Raw genomic sequence first — 25,842 nt, 5'->3', positions numbered from 1 at the left:
ACGGCTCACAGCAGCCCGTGCCGGGCGGCGTGCGCCCCGAGCTGGAATCGGCTGCGGGCCTCCAGGCGCTCCATGAGGGAGGCCGTGATCCGTCGCACCGTGCGCAGGGAGAGGCCGAGCTTGCGGGCCGCCACCTCGTCCGTGTGGCCGGCAGCGAGGATCTCCAGCAGTTCCCGGGCGAACGGCTCGAGGCCGTCCGCGTCCGGCGGCGCGGTGACGCCCAGTGGAGTGGCCGCACGCCACACCTGCTCGAACAGCGCGTGGATGGCGGCGACCACCTCGATGTGCACCACCTCGACCGCGCCGCGGCTGGAGTCCGCGGGGTCCAGCGGCAGCAGCGCGACCTGCCGGTCCACGACGACCATCAGCATCGGCAGGGTGGGGGTCGTCCGGACCTGCCCGCCGAGGCCGGAGAGCCAACGGGAGTACGCCACGACGTTCGAATCGTTGCGGTAGCTGTCCTGGTAGACGCACCTGATGGCCACGCCACGCTCCAGGGCCAGCTGGTTGAGCGGCTTGCTCGACTGCTTCGCGTCGGGCGCCTGCGCGCTGCCCGGGTTGAGTGAGACGCATTCGGTGGAAGCACCCGCCGCCAGTTCCTCCAGTCGCTGCCGGACGGCGTCGACGTCCTCGTAGCGGCGGACCCCCTCCCGGGAGCGCAGGGCTGACTGTTCGTCGGCGATGGACTTGATCGCCACGCGGGTCGCCTCTATCTGACGTTGCCGGTGCAGCACGTCGGCCTCGGCCCGCTGGAGCAGGGCGGCGAGGCCAACGTCCGGCGAGACCGCGCGCAGGTTTCCGGGTTCTGCCGAGGACGGCCGGAGCAGTGCGAGGTCGGCCAGTTCGTCGAGGGCGGCGCGGACGCCCGATTCGTCTGTCCCCAGATGCTCCGCGAGCCCGCCGACGCCGAGGCTGGGGAAGGCCAGCATGGCGCGGTAAGTCCGCTCGGCAGACTCCGTCAACCCAAGCATTTCGAGCATGTTCAACCTTTCGAGCCCCCGTGTCTGGTCAGTATCAAGACGCCGCTGAGCCCGCGCAAGGCCCGCGAGAGGGCAGGGCCCGAGATGGCACCAAGGTGCCACGCAGCTTGGTGCCAGTACGGAAGTAGTGACACCCACCCCGCCGGGCCGGCAAGCTTCTCGCATCGGGAGAACGGGCCCGAAAGACACCCGGAAACAAGTTTCCGCGACATTTCCTTAATTGTTCCAGCAGGAGGAGTCCGCCATGCGCACATCGATTCGTCTGATCTTCAGCGTCATCGCGGCGGGGGCTTTCCTGCTGGGCCCGAACCTGTCGAACCAGGGCGGCGCCGAGACCGGAACTAGCGACCCGGCCCGGGCCGTCGCCGGTGGTTTCGAGTGGGCCGTCACGCCGGACAGCGAGGTCCACCCCGTCGGCGACGCGACCGTCGACGGCGGTTTCGAATGGGCCTGAACATGGACATGCTGACCTTCACCGTCGAAGTCGACGGGATCACGGCACTCAACGAAGCGGCACTGCTCGACGCGATATGGGTCCACACGAGACCTGCCGACCGGGTCGAACACATCCGAGTACGGGCCGGGCCCGGACGAATTTCCGTGGCGCTTTTCCTCCTCGCGACAGATGCGCACGACATGAACGAGCTGACCGACCGGATCCGACAACGTATCAAGCAGTTGCCGCATTTCCGAACTGACTTCGAGAGAAAGGCACCACCATGACCGACATCAGCACGCCGCGCCGGGGCCGGCGGATCTCCGTGGGCATCATGGGCATCGCCGCGCTCTTCGCTGGTGGCCTCGCCGTTGCCCCCGACGCTGCGGCCAGCACGCTGCGCGACTCCATCGTCACGATCGCACAGCGCGAACTGAACGACGACAGCCGCAACCACGAGTACCGGGGCAGCGACAACTGCACCTACTACAGCGGTCAGATGACCGGCTGGCCCGTCTGCAACTCCCTCGGCTGGCGAGGCGGCACGCAGAGCGGCGACGGCACGTACGCCTGGTGCGCCAACTTCGCCAAGTACATCTGGAAGCAGGCGGGGGTGACCGACCTCGGCGGCCTGAACACCTGGGCGCGATCGTTCCGTGAGTACGGCCTCGACAACAAGACCTACCATTCCCGCGGCAGCGGCTACACCCCGCAGCCCGGCGACGCGATCGTCTTCGACTGGGAGCAGAACGGCGTGATCGACCACGTCGGCATCGTCACGAGCGCGTCGGGCGGGCGGGTCTACACGGTGGAGGGCAACTCCAGCGACCGGGTCGCCGCCCGCAACTACAGCACCTCCGACGTGGACATCGTCGGATACTCCTCGCCGGTCGGCGCGAACGCCGAGGAGGACACCGGCGGTGCCGGCACCACCACCGGCGACCTCGGCATGGTGCGTACCGACGACGGGATCCTGGCGCAGTACCGGCTCGGCACCGACGGGTGGATCCACGGCACCAACCAGCCGAGCGTCGGCGCGGCCTACGGCTCGTGGAAGCGGATCGGCGACCGCGGCGACTTCACCGGCAACCCGTCCGCCGTCGTCGGCGGCAACGAGACGATCGTGGTCTACGCCCGCGGCGCCGACAACAAGATCTACGGCGCGGGCCAGCCCTCGCCCGGCGCGGCCTTCGGCACCTGGAAGACCATCGGCACCGGGCAGCCCACGTTCGCCAGCGACCCGACTTCGGTGATGACGCCCGACGGGGTGATCGCCCTGTACGCGACCGGCAGCGACGGCTACGTCTGGGGCACGGCGCAGAGCGACCCCGGTAGCGCCTTCGGCGCCTGGGTGAAGATCGGCACCGGCGGCGCCGGGGTGGCGTCGGAGCCGCACGTCGTCATCGGCGCCAACGACACGATCGTCGTCTACGCCCGCGGCACCGACGGCAAGATCCACGGGGTGGGTCAGCCTTCTCCCGGTGCGGCCTTCGGCACCTGGCGCACCATCGGCACCGGTCAGCCCGTCGACGGCTTCAAGACCGCGCCCAGCGCGGTGGTCACTCCGGCCGGCGCCATCGTCGTCTACGCCACCGGCGTCGACGGCTTCGTCTGGGGGGCCGGCCAGAGCAGCGCCGGCGGCACCATCGGCGCCTGGGTGAAGATCGGCGCCGGCGGCGACGGGGTCGCGTCCCGCCCGCAGCCGATCATCGCCGCCAACGGCACCATCGCCCTCTACGCCCGGGCCGGCGACAACAAGATCCGCGGTGTCGGCCAGCCGTCGAAGGGCGCCGCGTTCGGCAGCTGGACGACGATCGGCACGGGCCAGCCGGACTTCGTCGGCGACCCGACGGCGATCGTCGCGGAGTCGGGCGCGATCGTGGTCTACGGCAAGGGCACCGACAACTGGGTCTGGGGCTCCGGACAGGGCAGCGCCGGCAGCACCTTCGGCGCCTGGTCCCACATCGGCAGCTGACCTGAGCGCGACGACGGGCCGCGGGCGGAAGCCCGCGGCCCGTCGTGCCGTCGCTCAGAAGTGGTACGCCGTGTGGTACTCGGGCACGATGACCCGGCTGCGCGGGGAGACCCGACGGACGGCGGCGAGGAGCGCGTCCAGCCGCTCGCGGTCCGCCGGCGCGACAGGCACGGGGTTGCGCAGCTCGGTCTCGAAGTTGTCGAAGTGCACCGGCACCACGATCTTCGGCCGGTCCAGCGCGTCGAGCAGCCGCTCGGCGTAGTCGGCGGTGGCGGTGCTGCTCGGCAGCGCCACCATGGCCACGTCGGGGGCCAGCCCGGTCAGGTTCCGCTGGTCGAAGTCGCTGGCGCCCATGAAGAAGACCGACGGGCCGCCGGCCACCCGCACCTGGTAGGCGAGGGTGTCGCCCTCGGGCAGGTCGGCGATGGTCTCCGGCTTCGCCGGCGGGCTGACCCGGACGCCGGGGAAGGCCATCGAGTACGACCTGTTGCGGCTGTGCAGGGAGCTGACCACCTCCACGGTGTAGGCCCCGAAGTCCAGCACCTCCCCGCCCCGCACCGGGCTGAGCTGCCCCGACGGCAGCCCGTACGCCAGCCCGAGGTGGTAGGCGGTCAGCGTGCCGACGACCCGGGCGCCGGTGCGGCCGGCGATGTGCGGCACGTCCATGTAGTGGTCCCAGTGGGTGTGCGTGACGAGCACCGTCTCGGCCCGGTCCACCAGGGAGTCCACGACGTCGGTGCGGACCTCCAGCTTCCTGGCCTGGTCGAAGGCGCCCCTGAACAGCCCCGTGTCGATCCGGCTGAGGAAGGGGTCGACCAGGACGGTCCGGTCGCCGACGTCGACGCGCCAGGCCGACGTGCCCCACCAGCGGAAGCTGACCGGGCCGCTGCGGCGGCCGGCCGGGGCGGCGGCGACCGGCGCGGCGTGCGCCGGCGCGGTGAGTGCGGTGCCGGCGAGCCCGCCGGCGGTGACCAGCGCGGTGCTGGCGGCGGCGTCGCGCAGGAAGCGGCGGCGGTCGAGGTTGGGCATGCGGAACTCTCCCCGTCGTGGTCTGATCGGTCGGCACCGAGCCAATCAGCACGACCCCCGCCAGGTCCAAGATCCATGCCCGACACGGTCGATACCGGACGGCATATCGGACCAGCTCAGCGGGGTTGTCGACGCCGCGTGCGGCCGGAAGACTCAGCCGGCGCGCAGCAACTCGACGGCGGCTCGGGCGGCCTGGCCCATCGCCAGGTCCACGTCGATGCGGCGGGTGGCGAGCTGCGTGGCGCGGACGAAGACGGCGATGGCGTACCGCCCGCCGTCGGGGTACTCGGCCACGCCGGCCTCCAGGTGCAGACCCGGCAGGCTGCCGGTCTTGCCGGCCACCCGCACGCCGGGCGGGAAGCCGGCGGCCAGCCGGGTCCAGAAGAGCTGCCGGGCCATCCAGCCCCGGACCATCGCGCACGCCTCGGGCGGGCCCGCCTCGTCACGCCAGATCAGGCCGAGCAGCCGGGTGATCTCCCGGGCGGTGCTCGACGTGGTGTGGGCGGGGTCGAACATCCGCATCGCGCGGACCCGCTCGGGCGGCAGGGTGGGGAAGATCCGGGCGAAGTCCGCCTCCGTACGCGCGCCGACGTCGGCGAGCATCGTCTCGACCAGGTGCCGGGGACCGCCGACGATCCGGGTCCGCGGCAGCCCCAGCTCGGCGGCGAGCATCGGCAGCACGTCCGCCCCGACCCGGCGCAGCAGCAGGTCGGCGGCGGTGTTGTCGCTGACCGACATGGCGAAGTAGGCCAGGTCCCGCAGCGACACCTCGGCGTCGTCGGCGCAGCCGGCGATCCCCCACCCGCCGAGCCGGTCGTCGGCGGTGACGAGGACCCGTTCCCGGGGGTCGAGCTGGCCGGCGACGACCTGCCGGGCGAACTCCAGCACCAGCAGCACCTTGAAGATCGAGGCGATCACCACCTGCTCGTCCGCCCGTACCGCCACCTCCCGCCGGCCGCCCGACCGCCCCGGCGCCGCGCCGCCCGGTCCTCCCGGTCCCGCGCCGCCGGGCCGCCCGGGGGCCACGCCGTCGTCGGCCGCGTCGAGGTCGACCACGTGCAGGCAGCCGGTGACCCCGACCCGTTCGAAGATCTCGCCGATGTGCTCCGTCGCCACCTGGGCACGGTAGCCGCCGCCCCCGGCCGGCGTCGGGGCACTGGCGTAGGGTCCGGCCGTGGACCTGCTCCGGCACCTGCGGCACTTCGTGGTGGTCGCCGACGAGCTGCACTTCGGGCGGGCCGCCGAGCTGCTCGGCATGGCCCAGCCGCCGCTGAGCCAGTCGGTGCAGCGCCTGGAGCGGGAGCTGGGGGTCGAGCTGTTCGACCGCTCCCGGCGGCAGGTGCGGCTGACCGCCGCCGGCCAGTTGCTCCTCGGCGAGGCCGAGGAACTGCTGGCCGGGGAGGGCCGGCTGCGCAACCTGATGCGGCAGGTGCGCGACGGGGTGTCGGGAGTGCTCCGGGCGGGGGTGCCGCCGGAGACCCCCGCGGTCACCCTGCGCGAGCTGCTCGACCGGCTGGCCGGGCGCGCCCCCGGGCTCGACGTGGACCTGCACGAGCTGACCAGCGGCGAGCAGGAGCGGATGCTCGGCGAGGGGCGGCTGGACGTCGGCCTGCTCCACCACCCCGTCACCGACGACGGGCTGCGCCTCGGCGCCGCCGTCGACGTACCGCTGGGGGTGCTGCTGCCGCGCGCCTCGGCGCTGGCCCGGGGCCGGGAGGTCGAGCTGGCGGCGCTGGCCGGACTGGACCTGGTGACCGCGCCCCGGGCCACCGCGCCCGGCTGGCACGACCACCTGCTGGAGGTCTGCCGCCGGCACGGGTTCACGCCGGGGCGGGTCCGCCCGGCGCGGAACCCGGAGTTCCTCTTCGGGTTGGTGCTGGCGGGCGGCGGGGTCGCCGTCGAGCCGGCGGCGACGGCGCGCCGGGAGCCCCGGATCGCCTGGCGGCCGATCGCCGGGTCGCCGCTGGTCCGGCGCACCTCGGCGGCGTGGCCGCGCCGGGCCGCGCACCCGGCCGCGCCGATGTTCGGGCAGCTCGCGGCGGAGGTGCTGGCCGACGGGTCGGAGCCCCCGGCACCGCCGCCCGGGCCGGCGCCCCGCCCCTGGCCGGTGCTCTTCGACGAGCCGGCCTGAGCCGGGGAGCACCGGTGGGAAGGCGATCAGGGGTACGCCACGGCCCGGTCCCCGGGGATGAGCCGGGCTCCGGTCAGGCCGTCAGGTCGAGGCGCCAGTCGTTGGCGCGCATCAGTCGACCGGGCGGATATTCGCACTCGGTCTCGCCGAGCAGGGTGAGCCACCCCTTCCTCCGACGCCCGTGGAAGCACCCGCCGCCGACATCGCGCCCCGCCAGTTCCGATCTGGCGGGGCGCTGGCCGCCGTCTCGCGCCTGACGGGTGGGACCGGAGCCGGGAGGGGGAGCCATGACGCCGCTGGGCCTCGCCGTGATCATCGGCAGCACCCGGGAGGGACGGGCGGGCGACCGGATCGGCCGCTGGTTCGTCGACCGGGCACGGCGGCGCGACGAGCTGGCGGTGACGGTCGTCGACCTCGCCGACCACGACCTCCCCGCGGGCTGTCCGGCCGGGCCGACTCCCGCCGTCCGGTCGTTCGTCGCGCAGGTCGCGCGGGCGGAGGCGTTCGTCGTGGTCACCCCCGAGTACAACCACAGCTTCCCGGGCTCGTTGAAACAGGCGATCGACCACGCGTACGACGAGTGGCAGGCCAAACCGGTCGGCTTCGTGTCGTACGGGTGCGGTTCCATCGGCCTGCACGCTGTCGACCAGCTCCGGACGGTCTTCACCGCGCTGCACGCGGTCACGATGCGCGACGTCGTCGGCGTCGACCTGCTCGACGGCGCGCCGTCACCCCCGACAACCGACCGGTGCGAACGCGCCGCCGACGTCCTGCTCGACCAGCTCCACTGGTGGGGCCTGGCCCTGCGCGACGCTCGCGCCGCGCGCCCGTACGTCTCCTGAACGTGTGACACATGAGGAAGGTAGGGAGCATGACACGCACCACCGGCCTGGCCATCGAGGCCGAGGGCCTGACCCGGTCGTTCGGGGCCACCCGGGCGCTCGCCGGCATTGATCTCCAGGTCCCGGCCGGCACCGTCTACGGGCTGCTCGGGCCCAACGGCGCCGGCAAGACCACGGCGGTACGGGTGCTGGCGACGCTGCTGCGCCCCGACGGCGGACGGGCCCGCGTCTTCGGGCACGACGTCGTCACCGAGGCCGACGCCGTACGCGCCCGGATGAGCCTGACCGGCCAGTACGCCTCCGTCGACGAGGACCTGACCGGGCTGGAGAACCTGATGCTCCTCGCCCGCCTGCTCGGGCACGGAAAGCCGGCCGCCCGGGCGCGCGCGGAGAGCATGCTCGCCGCGTTCGGCCTGACCGAGGCGGGCGACCGGCAGGTCAAGAAGTACTCGGGCGGCATGCGGCGGCGCATCGACATCGCGGCGAGCATCCTCAACACCCCCGACCTGCTCTTCCTCGACGAGCCGACGACGGGGCTGGACCCGCGCAGCCGCAACCAGGTGTGGGAGATCGTCCGGGCCGTCGTGGCGCACGGCACGACCGTGCTGCTGACCACGCAGTACCTGGACGAGGCCGACCAGCTCGCCGGCCGCATCGCGGTGGTGGACCACGGCCGGGTGATCGCGGAGGGCACCCCGGGCGAGTTGAAGTCCTCGGTCGGCTCCGGCACCGTCCACCTGCGGTTGCGCGACCCGGGCCAGCGGCCGGAGGCCGAGAGGCTGCTCCAGGCGGCCCTCGGCGTGCCGGTGCAGCTCGCACCCGACCCGGTCGCGCTGACCGCGCGGGTCGGCGGCGACGGCAGCGACCTCGACGCCAGCGAGCAGGCGGCCCGCGCGCTCGGGGACCTGGCCCGCGCCGGCATCCTCGTCGACGACTTCTCCCTCGGTCAGCCGAGCCTGGACGAGGTCTTCCTGGCCCTGACCGACCACCCCGCCGTCGCGGCCGACGAGCGGGACGACCAGCTGGAGGCAGCCCGATGACCAACGCCACCACGACCGGGCGAGCCCCGTCCGTCTACGTACCGTCGGCGGAGGCGCTGGCCACCGTCCTCGCACCCGGCGCGCGCCCGCCCCGACCGAACGCGCTGTCGGCGTCGCTGACGTTCGGTTGGCGCGCGCTGCTGAAGATCAAGCACGTGCCGGAGCAGCTGTTCGACGTGACGGCGTTCCCGATCATCATGGTGCTGATGTTCACGTACCTGTTCGGCGGTGCCCTCGCCGACAGCCCGCGCGACTACCTCCAGTTCTTCCTGCCCGGCATCATGGTGACGAGCGTCGTGATGATCACCATGTACACCGGCATCGGGCTGAACACCGACATCGAGAAGGGCGTCTTCGACCGGTTCCGGACGCTGTCGATCTGGCGGCCGGCCCCGCTGGTCGGCATGATCTTCGGCGACGTGCTGCGGTACGTGCTGGCGGCCGTGGTCATCCTCGGCGTCGGGCTGGTGCTGGGCTTCCGGCCCGACGGCGGGCTGCCCGGCGTGCTGGCCGGGATCGGCCTGCTGGTGGTCTTCTCGTTCGCGTTCTCCTGGGTCTGGACGTTCTTCGGCCTCGTCCTGCGCAGCGAGAAGTCCGTCATGGGCGTGAGCATGATGGTGCTCTTCCCGCTGACGTTCCTCAGCAACGTGTTCGTCGACCCGGGCACGATGCCCGGCTGGCTCCAGGCGTTCGTCAAGGTCAACCCGATCTCGCAGCTGGTGGCCTCGGTGCGCGCGGTGATGTCGGGCGGCTGGGACGCGTCGGCCACGATGTGGACGCTGGTGTGGAGCGCCGGCTTCCTGGTGGTCTTCGGGACCCTGACCATGTACCGCTACAACCGCCGCTGATCCTGCCGACGACGGGCACCGCCACGGTGGTGGTGGTGCCCGTCGTCGTCCGCTGGCCGGTTAGGAGTCGACCCGGACGGTGGTCACCGTGCCGCCGGCGGCGGTGACGCGTACCTCGGTGGCGTCGGCGGGTAGCAGCGCCGCGCCACGCCCGGCGTCGTGCCACCGCCCGGCGCCGATCCGGTAGCTCAGCGCCGCGCCCTCGGTGGCGACGAGGACGCCCTGCCCGTCCGGCAGCCGCAGCCGCACCGGCAGCGGCGCGGTCCAGTCGGCGAACCCGCTGACCACCGGCTGGAAGGGCGCGCCGGCGTGGGCGAGCAGTGCGATCGCGCGGGCGGGGTCGTCGTCGTACTGGAGGGTCTGGAGCAGCAACTGCCGGCCGTCGGGGGTCGCGCCGTAGACGGTCAGGCTGGGCGATTCCCCAGCCCGGTGGCTGCCGCCGTGATCGACGTAGGCGGCCAGCGCGTCCGTCGCGAAGACGTCCCTGCCGACCTGCGCGGCGGGGGCGTCACCCCACACCCGGTCCGCGCCGGGCAACGTGTGGGTGAGCTGTCGCGGCGACGTGCTGTCCTTCCCGTCGAAGAGGATTTCCGTCGCATTGGTGATGTGGACGACGTTCGCCATGCTGACCGGCGTCCGGGAAAGGGCCACGGTCAGCCTGCCGCGCTGCGGCGGCACCGACAGCACGGCGGCCCCGTCCCGGAAGGCCACCGGCTGGAAGGTGCGCTCGATCCGGCCGTCGGCGGCGTACCGGAGCGTCGGTGAGAACTCCACCGGGTGTCCGACGTCGAGCACGACCAGCACGTCGCGGCGCGGCCCGAGCAGCACGGCCTGTGAGTTGCCGTCCGTGCCGGAGTCCACGAGTGTCTCGGTCGTCATGACCCGCGGTCCGGCGGCGGTGGGCTCGACGAACGCGGCCAGGCCGATCTGGCGGGCGCCGTCCGGGCTGGACACCACCGGGTTGATCTCGGTCCGCTGCGCGACGTAGGCGGCGGGCCCGGCCGGCGTGTCTCCCGCCCAGACCACGTGCGGATCGCCCCGGAGGCCGCTCCCGAGTTGCCTCGCCCGATGCCGCCACGCCTCGCGAACCTGTCGCAGATACGCCTCGTCGCCGGCCAGGTCGCCGCGGGTGGGTCCGTCGAGCAGCGGCGAGGCGACCTCCACCGCCGCCCCGTCGTCGGCGAGGTGAAGCGCACCGCCGACGGGTACCGCCACCACGGCCGCGCACAGCGCGGCCAGGACGGCTCGACGCCGCAGCAACCGGCGACGCCCACCCCGTCGCACGTCGTCGAGCAGGGTCGGCGGGCCGACGAGGTCGTCGGTCACCCGACGCAGGACGCCCTGCACGTCACTTTCTTCGATGGTCATCGCGTACTCCCGGTGTCGGTCGGGACGGACAGGACGAGATGTGACCCGGCCAGCGCCTGCCGGAGGTGGGCGAGGCCCCGGGAGGCGTGGCTCTTCACAGTGCCCTCGGAGCAGCGCAGCGCCCCGGCCACGTCGGCGACCGACAGGTCCTCCAGGTAGCGGAGCACGACGGCGGCGCGCTGCCGGGGCGGCAGGGTACGCAGCGCCGCGACGACCGCCTGGCGCAGCGCGATGTCGTCGGCGTGGTCCCGGGCGACCCCGTCGTTGTCGCCCAACGCCTGCTCCGGCCGCCGGGCCCGCCGCCGCCACCGGTTGATCGACCGGTTGACCAGGGCCCGCCGGGCGTACGCCTCCGGGAAGGTGCGCACCCGGCGCCAACGCACGTACATCTGCTCCAGCACCTCCTGAAGCAGGTCCTCGGCCGCGTGTCGGTCGCTGGTCAGCAGGTAGGCCACCCGCAACAGCGCCACGGACCGGGTACGGACGAAGTCGTCGAACTCCGCGCCATGCGCATCTCGCATCTGGCCCCTCCCGCTCTCTCAGTCAGCAAGACACCGCGGAGAGCTGCGGGGTTTACCGACTCCCGATGCCGGCGATCGACCGGTGCCCGAGGGCTAGAAGCGCCAGGGCAGTGGCTCGGGCGGGAGGTAGCGGCAGGTGCTGCCCGTGGAGACGGTGTCGCGCAGGTGGGCGGCGAGGACCGGGTGCCGCTGGTCGAGCTTGCGCAGCGCGTCCCGGATGCGGGCGGTGACCGTCTTGCGGGCCCGCTCGGCCTCGTCGCCGAGGCGTCGGCTGCGGCCGGCCAGCCCGGCGGCGGCGCGCAGCTCGGCGAGCAGGGCGCCGCGCTCGGCGTCGAGGTCGGCCAACCTCCGCTCGTCGCCGCGCTCGGCCGCCCGGTCGATCTCGTCGTCGAGCCGTTCGAGGTGCCGCCGGTAGCGGGCCTTGGCCTCGTCGTCGAGGACCGGGTCGCCGCCCATCCGGCGGGCCGCGACGAGTTCCGGCCCGGCGGCCGGGTCGAGCAACTCGACCGCCGGGACGTCGACGCCCGGCCGGCTCAGCAGCACGTGCAGGTCGCGCAGCCCCTTCGCGTCGGGCAGGTGCACCACCACGCCGGCGTAGGTGAGCTGCCAGACCGGCCCGTCGCGGCGGAACCCGTACGCCTGGTCCGGCTGCTCCTCCACGGCGGACGGGTGCGGCCCGGCGGCGACGGCCCGCGCGGCATGCGACCCGGTCACCACCGCCTGCGGACCGGGCGACCCGGTCACCACCGGCTGTGGACCGGGTGGCCCGGCGGCGACGGCCCGTGCCGGGTCCGGGCCGGCGACCGGAGCGCCGGCCCACGCCGGCTGCGGACCGGCGGGCGCGGCGACGGCCCCCGGCCCGCCGGCGGGCGACGCCTCGGCCCCCGTCGGCGGCCCGCCGGCCAGGCGACGGGCCGTCCGGTCCATGCCGAGGTCGGTGGCGTCGCGGGCGGTGGTGACGCGCAGCGCGGCGGCGGCCGCCGCGTCGCCCGGGCGGTCCCGCCCGGTCAGGGCGTCGGCCAGCTCGGCGCGGGCCAGGACCGACCACGGGCGGGCGCCCAGCCGGTCGGCGGCGTCGCGGGCGGCCGAGAATCCGGCCACCGCGTCGTCCCAGCGTTCCTGCGCGGCGTCGACGAGGGCCAGCCAGTGGTCGACGGGGCCACTGAGGTCGCAGCCGAACATCGCCGACATCCACTGCCCGCGGTGCGGTCGCAGCGCGTCCCGGGCCTCGGCGCAGCGCCGGGGGTCGCGGCTCGCGGCGGCGACCCCCGCGCGCAGTCGCAGCCACAGCGGCGACACCGATCCCGGGTACGTCGTGCCGGCGGCCTCGATGCCGGTGGCCACCCGGAGGGCCGCCTCGACGTCGCCGCGCTCGGCCGCGGTGACGCCCCGGAGGAGTTCCGGGTGGGGGTAGCCGGTCGAGGACAGCTCGTCGAGGAGGGCGTCGACCTCGTCGGGCCGCCCCTGCAGGTGCAGCCGGGACCAGCGCAGGTGGTGGCCCATGAAGGCGAAGTCGGAGTGGTCCCACTCGCTGAGGCCGGTCAGCTCGTCGACCAGCTCGTCGGCCCGGGCGAAGTCGCCACGGAAGGCCGCGATGATGGCGTCGTCCATCGTGGCGGCCGCCCGGTGCCGGGCGTCGCACTGGCGGGCCCCGGTGGCGAAGGTGGTGAACTCGTCGTGGTAGCGGGGGTCGCCCAGCTCCAGCAGGGCGACCCAGCGCAGCGCGGTCGCCCAGAGCACGGTCTCCCGGTCGCCACCGCGGCGCGCCACGTCGCGGATCTCGGCGGTGATCGCGGCCCGGTCGCGGGCCGAGCCCAGCCCCCAGGTGGTGTCGTGGCGGGCCCACAGGCTGAAGGTGAGCGCCTCGTCGTCGTGCCCGCGCCGGGCCAGGGATTCCGTGGCGGCGATCAGGTCGGTGACGATCGTGCTGACCGGGACGGCGCCCGCGGACTCGCCGATCAACCGCTGGTGCGCCTCCCGCAGCACGCCCTCCGGGTCGGCGAGCCGCCCGGGGCCGTCGGCGTGGCGGCGGTGCACGACGAGGGCGACCCGGGCCAGCACCACCGGGTCGTCGGCCGCCACGGCCAGCGTGGCGGCCTCGGCGAGCAGCCGCCGGGCCTCGTCGCCCGCGCCCGTGTGGTGCAGCAGTTCACCCAGCTCGATCATGATCTTCACGCGTCGGGTCGGGTCGTCGGCGACCTCGAGCGCCCGGCGGAAGTGGACCACCGACTCGTCCACGGCCAGCCGGCCGGCCGCGGCGCGGGCCGCGGCGACCAGCAGCTCGGCGGCGCGGGACGGGTCGAGGTGGGCGCCGGCGAGGTGGGCGTGCCGGGCCAGGTCGGCGGGGATCAGCCGCTCGGCGAGCGCCGGTGCGCCGTCGACGGCCCGGACGACCGCCGCGTGCCGGGAGCGCCGGTCGTCGTCGGGCAGCGCGTCGTAGAGGGTCTCCCGCACGAGGTCGTGGACGAAGGCGAACCGGCCGCCGCCACGGGACACCACGAGCCGGGCGGTGACCGCCCGGTCGAGCAGCCGGTCGACCTGCGCCGCCGGCGTGCCCGCGCAGGCGGCGAGGACGGGACGGTGGAACTCCCGGCCCAGCACGGCGGCGGCGGTGAGCGCCTCGACGACCGCCGCCGGCAACTGGGCGAGACGGCCCCGCACCGCCTCCCGTACGCCCGGGGGGATCGTGCCGATCCGGCCGTCGGCGCGCCAGATCCGGGCGGTCTGCTCCACGAAGAACGGGTTGCCGCCGGTGCGCCGGTGCACCTCGTCGAGGAGACCGGCGTCCGGCGCCCGGCCGGCCGCGCGGGTCATCAGCGCGGCCACCTCGTCGCGGGACAGGCCGGTGAGGGTGAGCGTGGTCGCCTTCGCCACCAGCGGCATCAGCAGCCCGCGCAGCGGGTGGTCGGGGGACTCGACCTCGGCGTCGCGGTAGGTGCCGATCAGCAGCAGCCGCTCGAACCAGGTGTGCTGGGCGGCGAAGCGCAGCAGCCGCATCGAGGCGGGGTCGGCCCAGTGCAGGTCGTCGAGCACGACCACGACCGGCCGGCGCTGGGACACCGCGACCAGCGCGGTGGTCACCGCATCGTGCAGCGCGAACTCCTCCTGGTCGACGCCGTCGTCACCGCTCGGCCGGCCGGCCGACTCGCCGCTGACGCCGTCGACCGCCCCGGCATCGCCGTCGACCGCCCCGGCATCGCCGTCCGGCGGCTGCCCGGCGGTGCCACCCGTCGCCTCGCCGAGCAGCGCCGCCAGGGCCGGCTCCGCCGACTCCCGGGCCAGCGCCCAGTCGTCGGCCGAGCGGCGCAGGCCGCGCAGCACCTGCACCCAGGGCCAGTAGCCGGGCGCGCTGTCGGAGTGCCAGCAGGCGGCGCCGAGCACCAGCGCGCCCCGCCGTCGGGCCTCGCCGGCCGCCGCCGTGACCAGCGTCGTCTTGCCGATGCCGGGTTCCCCGGCGACGAGGGCCAGACCGCCGTGGCTGGTGGTCACCCGGTCGATCTCGGCGCGCAGCAGACCCGCGGGATGCTCCCGCCCGATGACGTCCTCGTCGTACCGCGGATCCATGACGCACAGACCGTAGCGGAACGGTGGGACATCGCGAGCCCTTTACCCGGCGGGCGGCGCGATCCTCCGGCGCGGAAACGACGCCGTGGGGCGAGGGCTCAGCGGGCGTCGGTGACCACGTGGGAACAGGCGGCGCAGGCGGCACGGCCCTGCTCGGCGTACCACCGGCAGGTCCGGCGGATCGCGCAGCGCGGCAGGTCGTCCTCCGCCGGACCGACGGCTTCCTGGAAGGACGCCGCCACCCGCTCGCCGAGGCCGCAGTGCTCGCCGGTCCAGAAGCCGCACTTCGCGGTCACGCACGGGCCGGCCAGCCGGTAGCGCGACTCGACCGGCGTGTCCGTGCCGGCCTGGGCGAGGGCGACCTCGGCCGGGAGCGGGGGCGTCACGTAGGCGACCCGCCCCGCCGGAGTGATCATGCCGAGGAACACCGTGGCGTTGGCCGCGGGGGTGCTCGGGCACATCCGCTCCGGCGGGTCCGGCCGGTGGGCGGCGTCCGTCACCGCTGCATCCAGAAGCCGATGTCGTTGATCTTCTGGCCGAGTTCCTGGGCGAACGGGCCGTCGATGACCCACATGCCGTACCACTCGGGGCGGAGCTTGAGGTTGGCGTGCCCGACGGCGAGCGGGGTGGTCAGTCTGCTGCCGGAGACGGAGAGGGCGTTGAGGCCCGCCTTCTGGATCTCGCTCGCGATGAGGCTCTGCTGTTCGGTGGTCAGGTCGACGCCGTCGACGACGAAACGGAATTCGCTGCGTGCCATGTCCTACCTCCGGTGGTCAGTACGATTCGGTCCGCAGCCCGCGCCGCAGACTCGCTCTGGTGAACGCCGCCCAGCCGGAGCGGGAGGCGGGGTCGATCGCGTGCCCGACCCGGCTGACGTGCTCCCGCCAGTTCGTCGGGTCGGCCGTGCGCAGCCCCCACAGCTCGCGGCAGGCGGTGACCGCGAACGCCACCTGCTCGCCCGAGCCGCTCCAGCCGGCGGGGCCGTCGGCCACCCGCAGTGCGCCGTCGGCCTCGACGCGCACCGCCGGGAAGTGGTGGTGCAGGCTGGCGAGGGTGGCCAGGTGGGCGGCGTCGGACCGCCCGGCGGCGAAGGCGTCCCGCGTCTCGTCGTCGCGGGTGACCCGGATGGCGTGCAGGGTGAACGTGTCGCCGCCCGCGCCGACCCGGCCCTCGACCTGCACGGGTGTGCTCCAGACCCGGGGCGAGTTGGCCGACCAGAAGGCCAGCCAGGCGTCGAGGCGTTCGCAGAGGTCCGCCTGGAAGCGGGCCGGGCCGCCGGCGAGCCGGGCGCCCGCGATCCGGTCCCGGACGACGAGATGCCGGGCTCCCCGCGCCGGGGTCGCCTCCTCGGCGGGTGCTGCGGTGGCTGGCGCGGCGTGGGCGGTGGTCGCCCCGGCGACGGTGACCGCCGAGGCCGCGGCGGCGCCGAGCAGGATCCGGCGCCGGGACAGTGAGGTGTGGGAATCGTTCATGGTCCGCCTTTCATGGACGGCCTGTACCACGACACGCTATCGACAGAGGTAGATCAGGAGGGGCGCTCCGCTATCGGTGAACCGACACCGGCGCCGGTGATCGACGGCGGCGGAATCCCGGCCGATGTGCTGTCGGCCGCCGCCGCGCCCCCGCCAGGGGTCGGATGCGCGCCTAACGATTGATAAGCGTCCATCGATGCTCGTAGCATCCCCGTCATGCGTGCCCGTCGCGTCACCATCGCCGCCGTCCTCGCCGCGCTGCTGAGCTCCTTCGCCGTCGGCGCCGCGCGGGCGGACGACGCCCCGGCACTCACCACGCCCGGCAGCCCCGTCGTCGTGGTCGACGAGCCCCACCTCCTCACCCTCTCCTGGACGCCCTCGACCTGGGTGGGCGAGCCGGCCGGCGAGGAACCGATCACGTACGAGGTGCGGGCGCAGCTGGGCCCGTACGTCTACCGGAGCCTCGGCAGCACGACCGCCACCACCCTGACGCTGACCAACCTGGCGCCGGGCAGCGAGTACCGGCTCGTCGTCAACGCCCACACCCTCGGCGGCTACTCCGACCCCTCGCCGGTCACCCCGGTCCGCACGGCGTACGGGCGGGCCAAGGTCAGCTACCTCAACCTCGACTGGTCACCGACGGACAACCAGATCCAGCACGTCCTCCAGGTCACCAACACCGGCACCGCGCCGCTCGACCTGGCCACCGTGCGGGTGCGCTACCACCTGGTGTTCGAGGGCGGCAACACCTCCCTCGTGCTGAACTGCGACTGGGCGGCGCTGGGCTGCGACCGGATCCGCCGCAGCATGACGTACTTCCCGCCGCCCCTGCCGCCCGGCGGCCCGCCGACGCCGACGCCCACGCCGACCCGGTACCCGCTGCCGGGCACGCCGATCCCCGGCTGGGTGGAGCTGACCTTCACCGAGGGCGTCCTGGCCCCGGGCGCGTCGTCCGGGCCGATCCAGCTGCGCCACCACCGGCCCGGCTGGACCGACATCGACGAACGCGACGACCCGAGCTGGCGCGCCGCCACCGGCCGGTGGACCGACAACAGCCGGATCACCCTCGACGTGGACGGCGTACGCGAGTTCGGCGACACGTTCGCCTGACGCGCAAGGGCCGGCCGGTGGCACCGCTCCGGGTCGGGGCGGCACCACCGGCCGGTGCGTGCTGACTACGTCGTCGCGCAGATGGCGTACGCGGTGTTGGTCCAGTTGCCGGTGAAGGTGTCCTCCTCGTACGCGCCGGAGGTGACGGTGGCCGGCGCGGCGGCCGGGCCGCCGTTGGGCCGGAAGTCGTCGACGACGCCCTCGCCCATGATGCCGTTGAGCTCGTAGCCGGCTCCGGTCAGCACCTTCCCGATCGGGCAGGCCGCGGCGACGCTGTGGAAGTCGTTCGAGTCACTGGGGCTCACCGCCGAGGTGCGGGCCAGGCCGGCGAGGGGGTTGGCGCAGATCGCGTACGCCGTCGCGGACCAGTTGCCGGCGAAGGCGTCGGCCTCGTACGCGCCCACGAAGACCGAGGTCGGCGCGGCGGCCGGGCCGCCGTTGGGCCGGAAGTCGTCGACCACGCCCTCGCCCATGACGCCGTTGAGCTCGTAGCCCGTCCCGGTCAGCACCTTGCCCACCGGGCAGGCGGCCGTCACGCCGCGGAAGTCGTTCGAGTCGCTGGCGGTGGTCGCCAGGACCCGCACCAGGCCCGCGAGCGGGTTGGCGCAGATGGCGTACGCGGTGAGGGACCAGTTGCCCGCGAACGCCTCCGCCTCGTACGCCCCGACGGTGACGGCGGTCGGCGCGGCGGCCGGGCCGCCGTTGGGGCGCAGGTCGTCGACCACCGCCTCGCCGGTCGCCCCGTTGAGTTCGTAGCCCGTCCCGGTCAGCACCTTGCCCACCGGGCAGGCGGCCGTGACGCTGCGGAAGTCGGTCGAGTCGCTGGCGCTCGTCACGGCGATGCGCACGAGGCCGGGGACGGCGGCCGAGGCGGGAGTGGCGGGGACGACCACCCCGGCCGCCACGGCGACGCCGAGGACGAGGGTGAACGCGTGGGGTCGGAGTCGGCGGGCTGCTGCCTGAGCTGACATGGAAACTCTCCTGTCTGTCGCCTCGGCGGTGAATCCCGCAGGTGTCGGATGCGACCGTGACGAGGCGCTGCGATTGACGCGCTCACGCTATGTAGTCACGCGACCAGGCATTATCCCCAAGCCGACTACGTCGGGTAATCGACTGATCGCCCTCGCCCGGGCCGCCACGCCCGCCGGCTTCTTCGATCGCCGACGGGCGGGCGGCAGGCGGTCCGGCTCCGGTCCGGTTGACCGGTGCCCCCGGACAGTGGCCGGTCGCACCGTCAGGCGGTGTAGAGGATCTTCACCCCGTTGAGGCTCGTCGCCGAGACGGTCGTGCCGCGGACGCCGGAGTTGAGGTTGCGCCAGCCGGTGTTGCTCGCCGCCTCGTGCACCATGCCCCCGGCCACGGTGTAGACGTGCTTGACGCCATTGACGTCCATCGCCGCCAGCGCGTCGGGGCTGACCCCGGAGATGCCGGAGTTCAGGTTGCGCCACCCGCTGTTGCTCGCCGCCTCGTGGACCGAACCGCCGGCCACGGTGTAGACGATCTTCACGCCGTGGTGACTGATCGCGGCCAACGCGTTCGGGCTGACCCCGGAGATGCCGGAGTTGAGGTTGCGCCACCCCATGTCGCTGGACGCCTCGTGGACCATGCCCCCGGCCACCGTGTAGACGATCTTCACGCCGTGGTGACTGATCGCGGCCAACGCGTTCGAACTGACCCCGGAGATGCCGGTGTTCAGGTTGCGCCAGCCGTTGTTGCTCGCCGCCTCGTGGACCATGCCCCCGATCACGGTGTAGATGTACTTGACGCCGTCGACGTGGATCACGGCGAGCGCGTTGTTGCTGACGCCCGAGATGCCGGTCCACAGGTTGCGCCACCCCATGTCGCTGGACGCCTCGTACACCCGGCCGTCGTTGACGGTGTAGAGCAGCTTGTTGCTGCCCATGACCATCGACGCGGTGGTCGAGCCGGTGATGCTGTTGACGGGCAGCATCTGCCAGCCGCTGTGGCTGCCCGACTCGTACACCTGGCGGTTGCTGCTGACCTGCCCGCAGTTCTGGCTGGTCATGTTCCGGGCCGGCGAGGTGGGGCCGGAGACGTAGAGCGGGCCGGTGTTCGGGCTGCCGTCGGAGGTGATGCCGGAGGGCACGCCGTTGAAGTACGCCTCGGTCTTGACTCCGTCGCGCGTCAGCTCGTAGTGCAGGTGCGGGCCCGTCGAGTTGCCGGTGCTGCCGACCCGACCGATCTGCTGGCCGGTCGACACCCACTGCCCGGCGCGCACCGCCGGCGACTCGATCATGTGCGCGTAGCTGGTCCGCCAGCCGCCGCCGTGGTCGACCACCACGTACCAGCCGCCGCCGCTGGTCCAGCCGGCGAACGTGACGGTGCCGGCGTACGAGGCGAGGATCGGCCGGCCGCTGCTGGCCCCGCCGGTGAAGGTCATGTCGATGTCGTAGTCGTCATGCCCGTAGTAGGTGGCCATCCGCCAGGTCTCGCCGCAGGGGAACGGCATCTGGAAGTTCGGCCGTGGGCCCGCGGCCTGGGCCGGCGCGGCCACGACAGCGATGGTGCCCACCACGGCGAGCAGCGCGGCGCCGACGCCGGCGAGTGCCAGGCGGGCCGAGGTGAGGACGCGGGCGAGTAGACCCGTCATGGGGAAGTTCCCTCCGGAGCCGGAATTTGATGTTGATGGATGCTAGGGCAGCCATCACCATCCGGCGAGAGGGGGCGGACGATCCGCTCGGCGGGCGGACCGGCCGGCGGCGGGCGACCGGGTCAGGCGGCCACCGTCGCGCCGGCGAGCAGGGCGAGGATCGTCTGGTTCGCCTCCCAGCCGTCCGGGAACTTGACCGGCACGTCGAGGTGCACGGTCTCCGTCGACGGGTGGGCGTCCAGCAGCTCGCCGATCCCGGCGCGCGCCACGACGACGCACGCCTGGCGGTGCCGCGACGCCAGCACGCAGAGCCGCCCCGACTCCAGGTGGAACGCGGTCGCGTCGCGCCGCCCCGACAGCGGGTGCAGCACGATCGTCACGTCGTACTCCCGACCCTGGAGCCGGTTGGCGGTGTCGACGGTGATGCCGGCCCCCGCCGGCCCCAGGCGCGCGCGGATGGCCGCGGCCTGGTCGCGGTGGGCGGCGCCGACGGCGATCCGGTCGGCGGTGACCGGCGCGCCCGCCGGCGCGTGCTCGGAGACCGCGACCGCGCCGCGTTCGAGCACCCGCAGCGCCAGCGCCGCGCAGGCTGAGGCGGCCTCGGCATCGGTACGCAGGGTCTGCCGCGCCGGCAGCTCGTACAGCGCCCAGCCGGTGGTCGCCGCCAGGTCCACCGCCCGGTCCAGGGCGTCCCCCGCCCCGGGCCCGCCGAGGCGCAACGCCCGGTCGGCGGGGCCGGTGCCGGCCCGGAACCCGGTGAACGGGTAGAACGCCGCCGCCACCACCGGCGCCGCCGAGGCCGGCAGCCGCCACGACACCGGCAGCCGGTGCACCGGCAGCTCCGGGTTGTGCCGCAGCAGCACGGCCACCGCCGACTGCATCGGATCCCAGGTCAGGCCCGTCCAGCGCCCCGTCTCCACCGTCGAGAACGGGTCGAGCTGACCGGGGTCGCCGACGAACAGCGCCCGCTCGAACCGCCCGGCCACGCGCAGCAGGGCGTCCGAGCGCATCTGGTACGCCTCGTCGATGATCGCCCACGGCCAGGAGCCCTCGGCGACCGTGGCCCACTTGGCGGCCGTACCGATGATGACGGCCGGACCGCCGAGGTCGGCGACCTTCGCGGCGACCCGGACCGTCTCGTGGCCGCTGACCCGCTCGGACGGCCGGTAGTCGGCGGCGGAGAGCCGCCCGATGCGCAGCTCGGGCGCCTTGCGCGCCAGGCGGTCGATGAGGTCGTCGACCTGCTCGTTGGTCTGCGCGATGATGATCAACGGCTCGCCGGCGGCGGCCAGCTCGACGGCGGCGCGCACCACCAGCGTCGACTTGCCGGCTCCTGGCGGCGAGTCGACCACCACGCCACGATGGTCGCCGGAGCGCAGGTCGGCCAGTACGGCGGCGATGACCCGCTCCGCCTCGACCGCCGGCGGCACCTCCAGCCCGGAGCGCATCGATTCCCCCTCCCCGCGAGGTCTACGGGACACTACGCCCTGGTCAGGCCGCGCAGGAAGGCCAGCCCCTCCGTGGCGAGGGTGTCGGGGCCGGCGGCGAGGGGCCGCCACACGGACATCGGCACGGCCAGGGCCTCGGCGGTGAACGACTCGATGTTCACCTGGCCGGCGTAGCCGATGCCGGCCAGGGCGTCGAACATCCCCGGCCAGTCGAGGTGGTCGCCGCCGGGCACCCCGCGGTCGTTGCCGCACACCTGCACGTGGGCAAGCTGGTCGCCGGCCAGCCGGATGGCGCCCGGCAGGTCGCGCTCCTCGATGTTGAGATGGAAGGTGTCCAGCGCCAGGCCAAGGCCCGGGACGCCGGCCACCACCTCCAGCGCCTGGTCGACGGTGTTGAGCAGGCTCGTCTCGAACCGGTTGAGCGGTTCGAGGGCGATCGTCACGCCCTGCCCGGCGGCCTCGTCGGCGAGCGGCCGCAGCCGCTGCACGAGGCGGGCGGTGGCGGCCCGCCGGGCGTCCGCGTCGAGCAGCCAGCGACGGCCGGCCGGGGCGTAGAGCGGGCCCGCCACCACGTCGGCCCCCACCCGGCTCGCGGCCCGCACGCAGTGCCGCACGAACTCCTCCGTACGCCGCACGACCTCCTCGTCGTCGGCGAGCAGGTCGTGCTCGGGCAGCAGGCCGGCGCAGACGGCGGGGGCCAGCCCCAGCCCGGCGAGCAGATCGGCGGCCCGCGCCGGGTCCCAGTCCCCCGGCGCCTGGACGGTCAGCTCGATGGCGTCGAAGCCCCACGCTTTGATCCGTGGGGCCAGTTCGGCGAGCGCCTCGTCGGTCAGCGGTGCCGCCCACGCCCACGTGTTGATGCCGATCCGCACTTGTGCCCTCTCGCCGTCGCCTCGATGAGACCGTCGACTGTAGAGGGCCGCTCGTCGCGGGCGCGGCCCGGGCGCGAAGAGGTCGCGCGGGAATGCCGGAACCGGGCTCCCACCCGCGGGAACGGGCACTAACGTGAACGTGAGAGGGAGGCGGGAGGCCTCCGTCCGGTAACCGGCCATGCCGATCATGGGGGTGTCCGTGCGCGGGCCGAAACGTGGTCCGGTCTGGGCGGCCCAACTGTGGCTACGCCAGCGCCGGCGCCGGTGGCGCACCCGACGGGAACGCCGGACGGAGCGGGACCGCCGCCGGCGGACCGACGAGCGGGCCAGCAACCGGGTGAGGTGGCGGTACCGCCGCTGGCTGCGGTGGACGATCGTCGCCATGGCCTGGGCGTTCCTCGCCTGGACCCTCCTCTCCCTGGTCCTGACGGTCCTCGGCACCGAGCCCCGGTTCCTGCCGATGGCGAGGTGGTGCGCAGGAGGCCAGCCCAGGGCGTACTACTGCGGGCAGGTGGAGGGCTTCGTCAAGCCCCTGCTGGTCGCGGCGCTCGGCCTCGCGTTCTTCTACTACTGGCGGTACGTCCCGGTCCGCCGCTGGTACCGGCGCAACGTGATGCGCAACAGCCGGATGGTGCTGCCCAGCGCAGAACGGGGCCTCGACCCGCGTGACATCGTCGGCCGCGACGAGCTGTGTGAGCTGCTGATCCAGCGGCTGCGGGACCGGGAGACCCGGCGTCCGCTGCTGCTGGTGGGCGGCATCGGCACCGGCAAGACCGCCACCCTGGCCCGGCTCGCGGAGATGCTGATGACCGCCGACGTCGTACCGGTCGGGGTCGACCTGAGGACGGTCACCGATCCGGAGAAGCTGAACTTCCGCCAGCTCGCCCTCGAACAGTTCGAACGCACCGTCGACACCCGGCTGCGCGCCGCGGGCGAGGCCGACCGGATCTGGCGGAGGCTCTGGCTGGAGAACCGCATCGTGGTGCTCGCCGACGGTCTGGAGGAGAGCCTCGCCGACGCCGCCCAGCCCGCCGACCGGGACAGCGTGCTGCGCGACGCCGTCCGGGCCGCGGTCCGTGAGCGCCTACCCCTGGTGATCACGTCGCGGCCCGACGATCCGCTGCGTGGGCTGGACGCGCTGCTGCTGCGACTGGAACCGCTCGCCCAGGGCCCCGCCCTCGAATACGTGCGGGCCCGCAGCCGCCGCTCGGAAGCGGGCCACCGGTGGGACCGCATCAGCGAACTGGTCAAGGCCGCCGACATCGCGGACTCGCCGTTCTACCTGCGGATCATCGGGCAGCTCTACGAGGTCGACCGGCTGGACCGCGTCGGGCCGGTGGGCCCGGGCAGGGCCGCGCTGCGGTGGTGCCTGCTGGAGGAGTGGTACGACGCCACCGTCGCCGGTGACCTGTACGAGGATTACGGCCTGCCGCAGGTCGAACGGTCCGACGCGATCGAGGTGCTCTCCGCCCTCGCCTGCATCGGGCTGCGGAACAACCGACTGTCGGTGCGGACGACGGAACTCACCGGCGGCGACGACACCACCGACGCCGGCCGGCAGTGGATTCTGACCGAGCTGCGGAGCCGCCTGCGGAAGCTTGACGCCGGCAACGCGCAGGACGTCGGGCTGGCCGAGACGACCGGGGACGCGCTGAACATCGTGGTGAAGCGGCAGGACGGGGTGCGTTTCCAGCACGGGGTGATCCAGGCGTACCTCGGCTCGCGCTTCCTCACCGCCGCCATGCGCGACCCCGGCTTCCTCGATCGTGCCTTCGCCCACCACCATGGCCCTGGCCGGGAGCTGCTGACCGCCCTCACCCTGCACACCCGCAGCGCGGGCGCGTTCGAGCAACTGGACGGGCGACGGCAGCCGACCGGCCGGCCCGGGAACCTGCCCCGCCTCGGCGACGCCGTCCGGCAGAAGATGGGACTGCCCGCGGGAAGCCGGGACGCGAAGGCCACCCGGAAGAGGTCGATCGAACTCCTGCGGCGGCTCTGCGACGAGGCGACCCGCACCCGCAACCGCACCCGGGCGCTGGAGATGTTCGCGGCCGCGCTGGAGATGGACGCCGCCACCGGGCACACCTCGCACCGGCTGCTGGCCGACGCCATCCGCCGCGCCTGGTGCCGCTACCAGGGCGACGGCTCGGTCACCGACCGCCCCCTCGAAGACGCCAAGATCGCCCTCGTGCACCGGTACGGTGACGCCGCCCGGCAGCTCGCGGAGCGGCCCCCCGATCCCACCGGGCTCCGGAGGGAGCGGACCACCCCGCAGTACAGGCAGCTGTTCCTGATGATGGGCGACGAGGGGTCCTACCTTCCCCGGCTGGCCGCGGCCCGCGAGATCGCCGCTGGCGGCACCGCGGCGGTCCGCACGCTGCGCGACCTGCTCTTCGAGCCGCCGCGGGCGGACGAGTCACCGGGCCAGGAGCGCCTCGACGAGGTGCGGACCTGGATGACGCCGTCGCTGTTCCTCTACGCCGACGACGAGCACGAACCCGGCGAACCCAACTGGCGGTACGAGGCCCACCGGGCCCTGCAGCGCTGGGTGCACCGGCTGGCCTCCGACGCCACCGACGGGGCCCGCGTCTACGAGCTCACGCTCGCCCAGGGGTTCCGCCTCGCGGCGAACTGCCGGGTCTACCCGGCGCACCGCAGCCTGCTGGTCGAGGAGGCCGAGAAGGCACTGCGGCACTCCCGGTTCTGGTACTCCCACCTGGTGCTCATCCAGGCGCTGACCCTGCTGGCCCTGCCCCGCGATCCCGGCGAGACGCTGCGCGAGCGGGGCCACGGATCGGACCCGCGCGGGCTGGTCGACTTCTGGACCTCGATCGCCGGTGGCGGCGACCGCGCCCCGCACCGCCACAGCGGCACCGACCACCCGCTAGTCCGCAGGGTCGCGGACCTGTGCGTCGAGTCGCTCGTCGACCGGCACCCCGAGCGACGCTGCTGGATCGACGAGCGGGAGATCGTCGGACGGGTGGGGACGGTCAGCCCACAGCCCGGCATCCGCCGGCTCCAGGACTCCTGGCTGCCCGCCTCGCACGGCTGGGCCGTCCTGGAACCACGGGCACAACGGCTGCTGGCCGACGTGATGCTGCTGCTCAACCTCGCCGACCGGGGCCGGGACAGCACCGAGCGGGCCCGCCGGCTCACCCGGGCCAGCCGGCCCGAGCTGCCGCCGTGCCTCACCATCGACCGCACCGCCATGCGGGTCACCCTCGGCCGCCGCCAGGCCCACGACGTCCAGCCCGGCTCCACCTGCATCGACGACTGCCCGTTCCGGCTGTGCCCGCTGCCGCCGAAGGGCGACGAGCTGCCGTACCAGATGGAGGAGGTCTTCTGCGCCCACCAGATCGACCTCGTCGGACACTGGTTCCGTCCCGGCGTGCGGGCGGACTGGCAGGCGGTCAACCGCAGGGACCTGCGCACCTTCTGGCGCGAGATGTCCGAGCGGATGGCCCCCGCCTGGCGCAAGTGAGCCTACGAGCACCCGACGTTCCGATCATCCGGCCGGCTCGGCATCGGGAACGCCGGCCGGCTGACCTCGCCGAGGAGCGGCAGGACTAGTCACCGTCACACCGGGTACCCGCGC

The 25,842-nt window shown here is 73.9% G+C and carries 22 protein-coding genes; 9 read left to right on the top strand and 13 right to left on the bottom strand.

The genetic code is table 11. The annotated features are described in order from the left end of the window. Positions 1 to 5: 5 nt before the first annotated feature. Positions 6 to 980 carry a helix-turn-helix transcriptional regulator gene (locus ACLQ22_RS03045; RefSeq protein WP_425690949.1) on the bottom strand — a complete coding sequence of 325 codons (975 nt, stop codon included), beginning with the start codon at positions 978 to 980 and terminating at the stop codon, positions 6 to 8. Between the two features lie 220 nt (positions 981 to 1,200). Here ACLQ22_RS03045 and ACLQ22_RS03040 point away from each other — a divergent pair, with 220 nt between their 5' ends. The 3 genes from ACLQ22_RS03040 to ACLQ22_RS03030 are packed head-to-tail and all read left to right on the top strand — an operon-like array spanning position 1,201 to position 3,391. Beyond that, positions 1,201 to 1,434: a hypothetical protein gene (locus ACLQ22_RS03040; RefSeq protein WP_425690948.1), complete on the top strand. Its 234-nt coding sequence runs from the start codon at positions 1,201 to 1,203 to the stop codon at positions 1,432 to 1,434. A gap of 2 nt (positions 1,435 to 1,436) precedes the next feature. Next, complete coding sequence (locus ACLQ22_RS03035) at positions 1,437 to 1,703, top strand: hypothetical protein (protein ID WP_425690947.1); 267 nt, start codon at positions 1,437 to 1,439, stop codon at positions 1,701 to 1,703. Then, complete coding sequence (locus ACLQ22_RS03030) at positions 1,700 to 3,391, top strand: CHAP domain-containing protein (RefSeq protein ID WP_425690946.1); 1,692 nt, start codon at positions 1,700 to 1,702, stop codon at positions 3,389 to 3,391. The genes ACLQ22_RS03035 and ACLQ22_RS03030 overlap by 4 nt, the downstream gene beginning before the upstream one ends. Positions 3,392 to 3,445: 54 nt before the next feature. Here the strand turns inward: ACLQ22_RS03030 and ACLQ22_RS03025 are convergent, their stop codons facing one another. Together ACLQ22_RS03025 and ACLQ22_RS03020 are read right to left on the bottom strand one after the other, a co-directional pair. Further along, entirely contained in the window at positions 3,446 to 4,420 is a 975-nt protein-coding gene (locus tag ACLQ22_RS03025; RefSeq protein ID WP_425690945.1) for an MBL fold metallo-hydrolase, read from the bottom strand. A 153-nt stretch (positions 4,421 to 4,573) separates the two neighbouring features. Continuing rightward, positions 4,574 to 5,536 (bottom strand): serine hydrolase, encoded by a 963-nt coding sequence (locus ACLQ22_RS03020; RefSeq protein WP_425690944.1) that lies wholly within the window; start codon positions 5,534 to 5,536, stop codon positions 4,574 to 4,576. Between the two features lie 58 nt (positions 5,537 to 5,594). Here ACLQ22_RS03020 and ACLQ22_RS03015 point away from each other — a divergent pair, with 58 nt between their 5' ends. The 4 genes from ACLQ22_RS03015 to ACLQ22_RS03000 all read left to right on the top strand — a co-directional run bounded on the left by ACLQ22_RS03015 (position 5,595) and on the right by ACLQ22_RS03000 (position 9,281). After that, the gene (locus tag ACLQ22_RS03015) at positions 5,595 to 6,551 is read left to right on the top strand and encodes a LysR family transcriptional regulator (protein ID WP_425690943.1); all 957 of its coding nucleotides are present in this window, start codon (positions 5,595 to 5,597) and stop codon (positions 6,549 to 6,551) included. A gap of 287 nt (positions 6,552 to 6,838) precedes the next feature. Continuing rightward, positions 6,839 to 7,393 (top strand): NADPH-dependent FMN reductase, encoded by a 555-nt coding sequence (locus tag ACLQ22_RS03010; protein WP_425690942.1) that lies wholly within the window; start codon positions 6,839 to 6,841, stop codon positions 7,391 to 7,393. Positions 7,394 to 7,422: 29 nt separating this feature from the next. Continuing rightward, positions 7,423 to 8,433: an ATP-binding cassette domain-containing protein gene (locus tag ACLQ22_RS03005; RefSeq protein ID WP_425690941.1), complete on the top strand. Its 1,011-nt coding sequence runs from the start codon at positions 7,423 to 7,425 to the stop codon at positions 8,431 to 8,433. Further along, the gene (locus tag ACLQ22_RS03000; RefSeq protein WP_425690940.1) at positions 8,430 to 9,281 is read left to right on the top strand and encodes an ABC transporter permease; all 852 of its coding nucleotides are present in this window, start codon (positions 8,430 to 8,432) and stop codon (positions 9,279 to 9,281) included. Before ACLQ22_RS03005 ends, ACLQ22_RS03000 begins: the two co-directional genes overlap by 4 nt. Before the next feature lie 60 nt (positions 9,282 to 9,341). Here ACLQ22_RS03000 and ACLQ22_RS02995 read toward each other — a convergent pair whose 3' ends face one another. The 6 genes from ACLQ22_RS02995 to ACLQ22_RS02970 all read right to left on the bottom strand — a co-directional run bounded on the left by ACLQ22_RS02995 (position 9,342) and on the right by ACLQ22_RS02970 (position 16,206). Then, entirely contained in the window at positions 9,342 to 10,649 is a 1,308-nt protein-coding gene (locus ACLQ22_RS02995) for a hypothetical protein (protein WP_425690939.1), read from the bottom strand. Continuing rightward, positions 10,646 to 11,170: a SigE family RNA polymerase sigma factor gene (locus ACLQ22_RS02990; RefSeq protein WP_425690938.1), complete on the bottom strand. Its 525-nt coding sequence runs from the start codon at positions 11,168 to 11,170 to the stop codon at positions 10,646 to 10,648. The genes ACLQ22_RS02995 and ACLQ22_RS02990 overlap by 4 nt, the downstream gene beginning before the upstream one ends. A gap of 93 nt (positions 11,171 to 11,263) precedes the next feature. Continuing rightward, entirely contained in the window at positions 11,264 to 14,734 is a 3,471-nt protein-coding gene (locus tag ACLQ22_RS02985) for an AAA family ATPase (protein WP_425690937.1), read from the bottom strand. Between the two features lie 98 nt (positions 14,735 to 14,832). Next, positions 14,833 to 15,234 (bottom strand): hypothetical protein, encoded by a 402-nt coding sequence (locus tag ACLQ22_RS02980; RefSeq protein ID WP_425690936.1) that lies wholly within the window; start codon positions 15,232 to 15,234, stop codon positions 14,833 to 14,835. Next, positions 15,231 to 15,491, bottom strand: a complete 261-nt coding sequence (locus ACLQ22_RS02975; protein WP_121396397.1) for a hypothetical protein — start codon at positions 15,489 to 15,491, stop codon at positions 15,231 to 15,233. The genes ACLQ22_RS02980 and ACLQ22_RS02975 overlap by 4 nt, the downstream gene beginning before the upstream one ends. Positions 15,492 to 15,507: 16 nt before the next feature. Beyond that, a complete protein-coding gene (locus ACLQ22_RS02970) occupies positions 15,508 to 16,206 on the bottom strand; it encodes a hypothetical protein (protein ID WP_425690935.1) in 699 nt (232 codons plus the stop codon). Between the two features lie 216 nt (positions 16,207 to 16,422). Here ACLQ22_RS02970 and ACLQ22_RS02965 point away from each other — a divergent pair, with 216 nt between their 5' ends. Then, the gene (locus tag ACLQ22_RS02965; protein ID WP_425690934.1) at positions 16,423 to 17,316 is read left to right on the top strand and encodes a cellulose binding domain-containing protein; all 894 of its coding nucleotides are present in this window, start codon (positions 16,423 to 16,425) and stop codon (positions 17,314 to 17,316) included. 65 nt (positions 17,317 to 17,381) lie between these two features. Here the strand turns inward: ACLQ22_RS02965 and ACLQ22_RS02960 are convergent, their stop codons facing one another. The 4 genes from ACLQ22_RS02960 to ACLQ22_RS02945 all read right to left on the bottom strand — a co-directional run bounded on the left by ACLQ22_RS02960 (position 17,382) and on the right by ACLQ22_RS02945 (position 22,247). Next, a complete protein-coding gene (locus tag ACLQ22_RS02960) occupies positions 17,382 to 18,287 on the bottom strand; it encodes a hypothetical protein (RefSeq protein WP_425690933.1) in 906 nt (301 codons plus the stop codon). 263 nt (positions 18,288 to 18,550) lie between these two features. Then, positions 18,551 to 19,927, bottom strand: coding sequence for a M23 family metallopeptidase (locus ACLQ22_RS02955; protein ID WP_425690932.1), 1,377 nt, complete (start codon positions 19,925 to 19,927; stop codon positions 18,551 to 18,553). 122 nt (positions 19,928 to 20,049) lie between these two features. After that, positions 20,050 to 21,375, bottom strand: a complete 1,326-nt coding sequence (locus ACLQ22_RS02950) for an AAA family ATPase (RefSeq protein WP_425690931.1) — start codon at positions 21,373 to 21,375, stop codon at positions 20,050 to 20,052. A gap of 32 nt (positions 21,376 to 21,407) precedes the next feature. After that, positions 21,408 to 22,247, bottom strand: a complete 840-nt coding sequence (locus ACLQ22_RS02945) for a sugar phosphate isomerase/epimerase family protein (protein WP_425690930.1) — start codon at positions 22,245 to 22,247, stop codon at positions 21,408 to 21,410. 199 nt (positions 22,248 to 22,446) lie between these two features. On the opposite strand from ACLQ22_RS02945, the gene ACLQ22_RS02940 reads away from it, so the two are divergent. After that, a complete protein-coding gene (locus ACLQ22_RS02940) occupies positions 22,447 to 25,728 on the top strand; it encodes an NACHT domain-containing protein (protein WP_425690929.1) in 3,282 nt (1,093 codons plus the stop codon). Positions 25,729 to 25,842 lie beyond the last annotated feature (114 nt).

Source organism: Micromonospora sp. DT178, from assembly GCF_049841695.1.
GTDB lineage: Bacteria > Actinomycetota > Actinomycetes > Mycobacteriales > Micromonosporaceae > Micromonospora.
Note: the sequence above shows the minus strand (reverse complement) of the source record. Positions and strands in the feature narration are given on the sequence as shown.

Excerpts from the sequence above, each read along its gene's own strand:
- ACLQ22_RS03035 (WP_425690947.1), top strand. The coding sequence starts at position 1,437 with ATGGACATGCTGACCTTCACCGTCGAAGTCGACGGGATCACGGCACTC.
- ACLQ22_RS02995 (WP_425690939.1), bottom strand. The coding sequence starts at position 10,649 with ATGACCATCGAAGAAAGTGACGTGCAGGGCGTCCTGCGTCGGGTGACC.
- ACLQ22_RS02975 (WP_121396397.1), bottom strand. The coding sequence starts at position 15,491 with ATGGCACGCAGCGAATTCCGTTTCGTCGTCGACGGCGTCGACCTGACC.
- ACLQ22_RS02965 (WP_425690934.1), top strand. The coding sequence starts at position 16,423 with ATGCGTGCCCGTCGCGTCACCATCGCCGCCGTCCTCGCCGCGCTGCTG.
- ACLQ22_RS02985 (WP_425690937.1), bottom strand. The coding sequence starts at position 14,734 with ATGGATCCGCGGTACGACGAGGACGTCATCGGGCGGGAGCATCCCGCG.
- ACLQ22_RS02990 (WP_425690938.1), bottom strand. The coding sequence starts at position 11,170 with ATGCGAGATGCGCATGGCGCGGAGTTCGACGACTTCGTCCGTACCCGG.
- ACLQ22_RS03010 (WP_425690942.1), top strand. The coding sequence starts at position 6,839 with ATGACGCCGCTGGGCCTCGCCGTGATCATCGGCAGCACCCGGGAGGGA.
- ACLQ22_RS03025 (WP_425690945.1), bottom strand. The coding sequence starts at position 4,420 with ATGCCCAACCTCGACCGCCGCCGCTTCCTGCGCGACGCCGCCGCCAGC.
- ACLQ22_RS02950 (WP_425690931.1), bottom strand. The coding sequence starts at position 21,375 with ATGCGCTCCGGGCTGGAGGTGCCGCCGGCGGTCGAGGCGGAGCGGGTC.
- ACLQ22_RS03000 (WP_425690940.1), top strand. The coding sequence starts at position 8,430 with ATGACCAACGCCACCACGACCGGGCGAGCCCCGTCCGTCTACGTACCG.
- ACLQ22_RS03045 (WP_425690949.1), bottom strand. The coding sequence starts at position 980 with ATGCTCGAAATGCTTGGGTTGACGGAGTCTGCCGAGCGGACTTACCGC.
- ACLQ22_RS02970 (WP_425690935.1), bottom strand. The coding sequence starts at position 16,206 with ATGAACGATTCCCACACCTCACTGTCCCGGCGCCGGATCCTGCTCGGC.
- ACLQ22_RS03030 (WP_425690946.1), top strand. The coding sequence starts at position 1,700 with ATGACCGACATCAGCACGCCGCGCCGGGGCCGGCGGATCTCCGTGGGC.
- ACLQ22_RS02955 (WP_425690932.1), bottom strand. The coding sequence starts at position 19,927 with ATGACGGGTCTACTCGCCCGCGTCCTCACCTCGGCCCGCCTGGCACTC.
- ACLQ22_RS02960 (WP_425690933.1), bottom strand. The coding sequence starts at position 18,287 with ATGTCAGCTCAGGCAGCAGCCCGCCGACTCCGACCCCACGCGTTCACC.
- ACLQ22_RS03005 (WP_425690941.1), top strand. The coding sequence starts at position 7,423 with ATGACACGCACCACCGGCCTGGCCATCGAGGCCGAGGGCCTGACCCGG.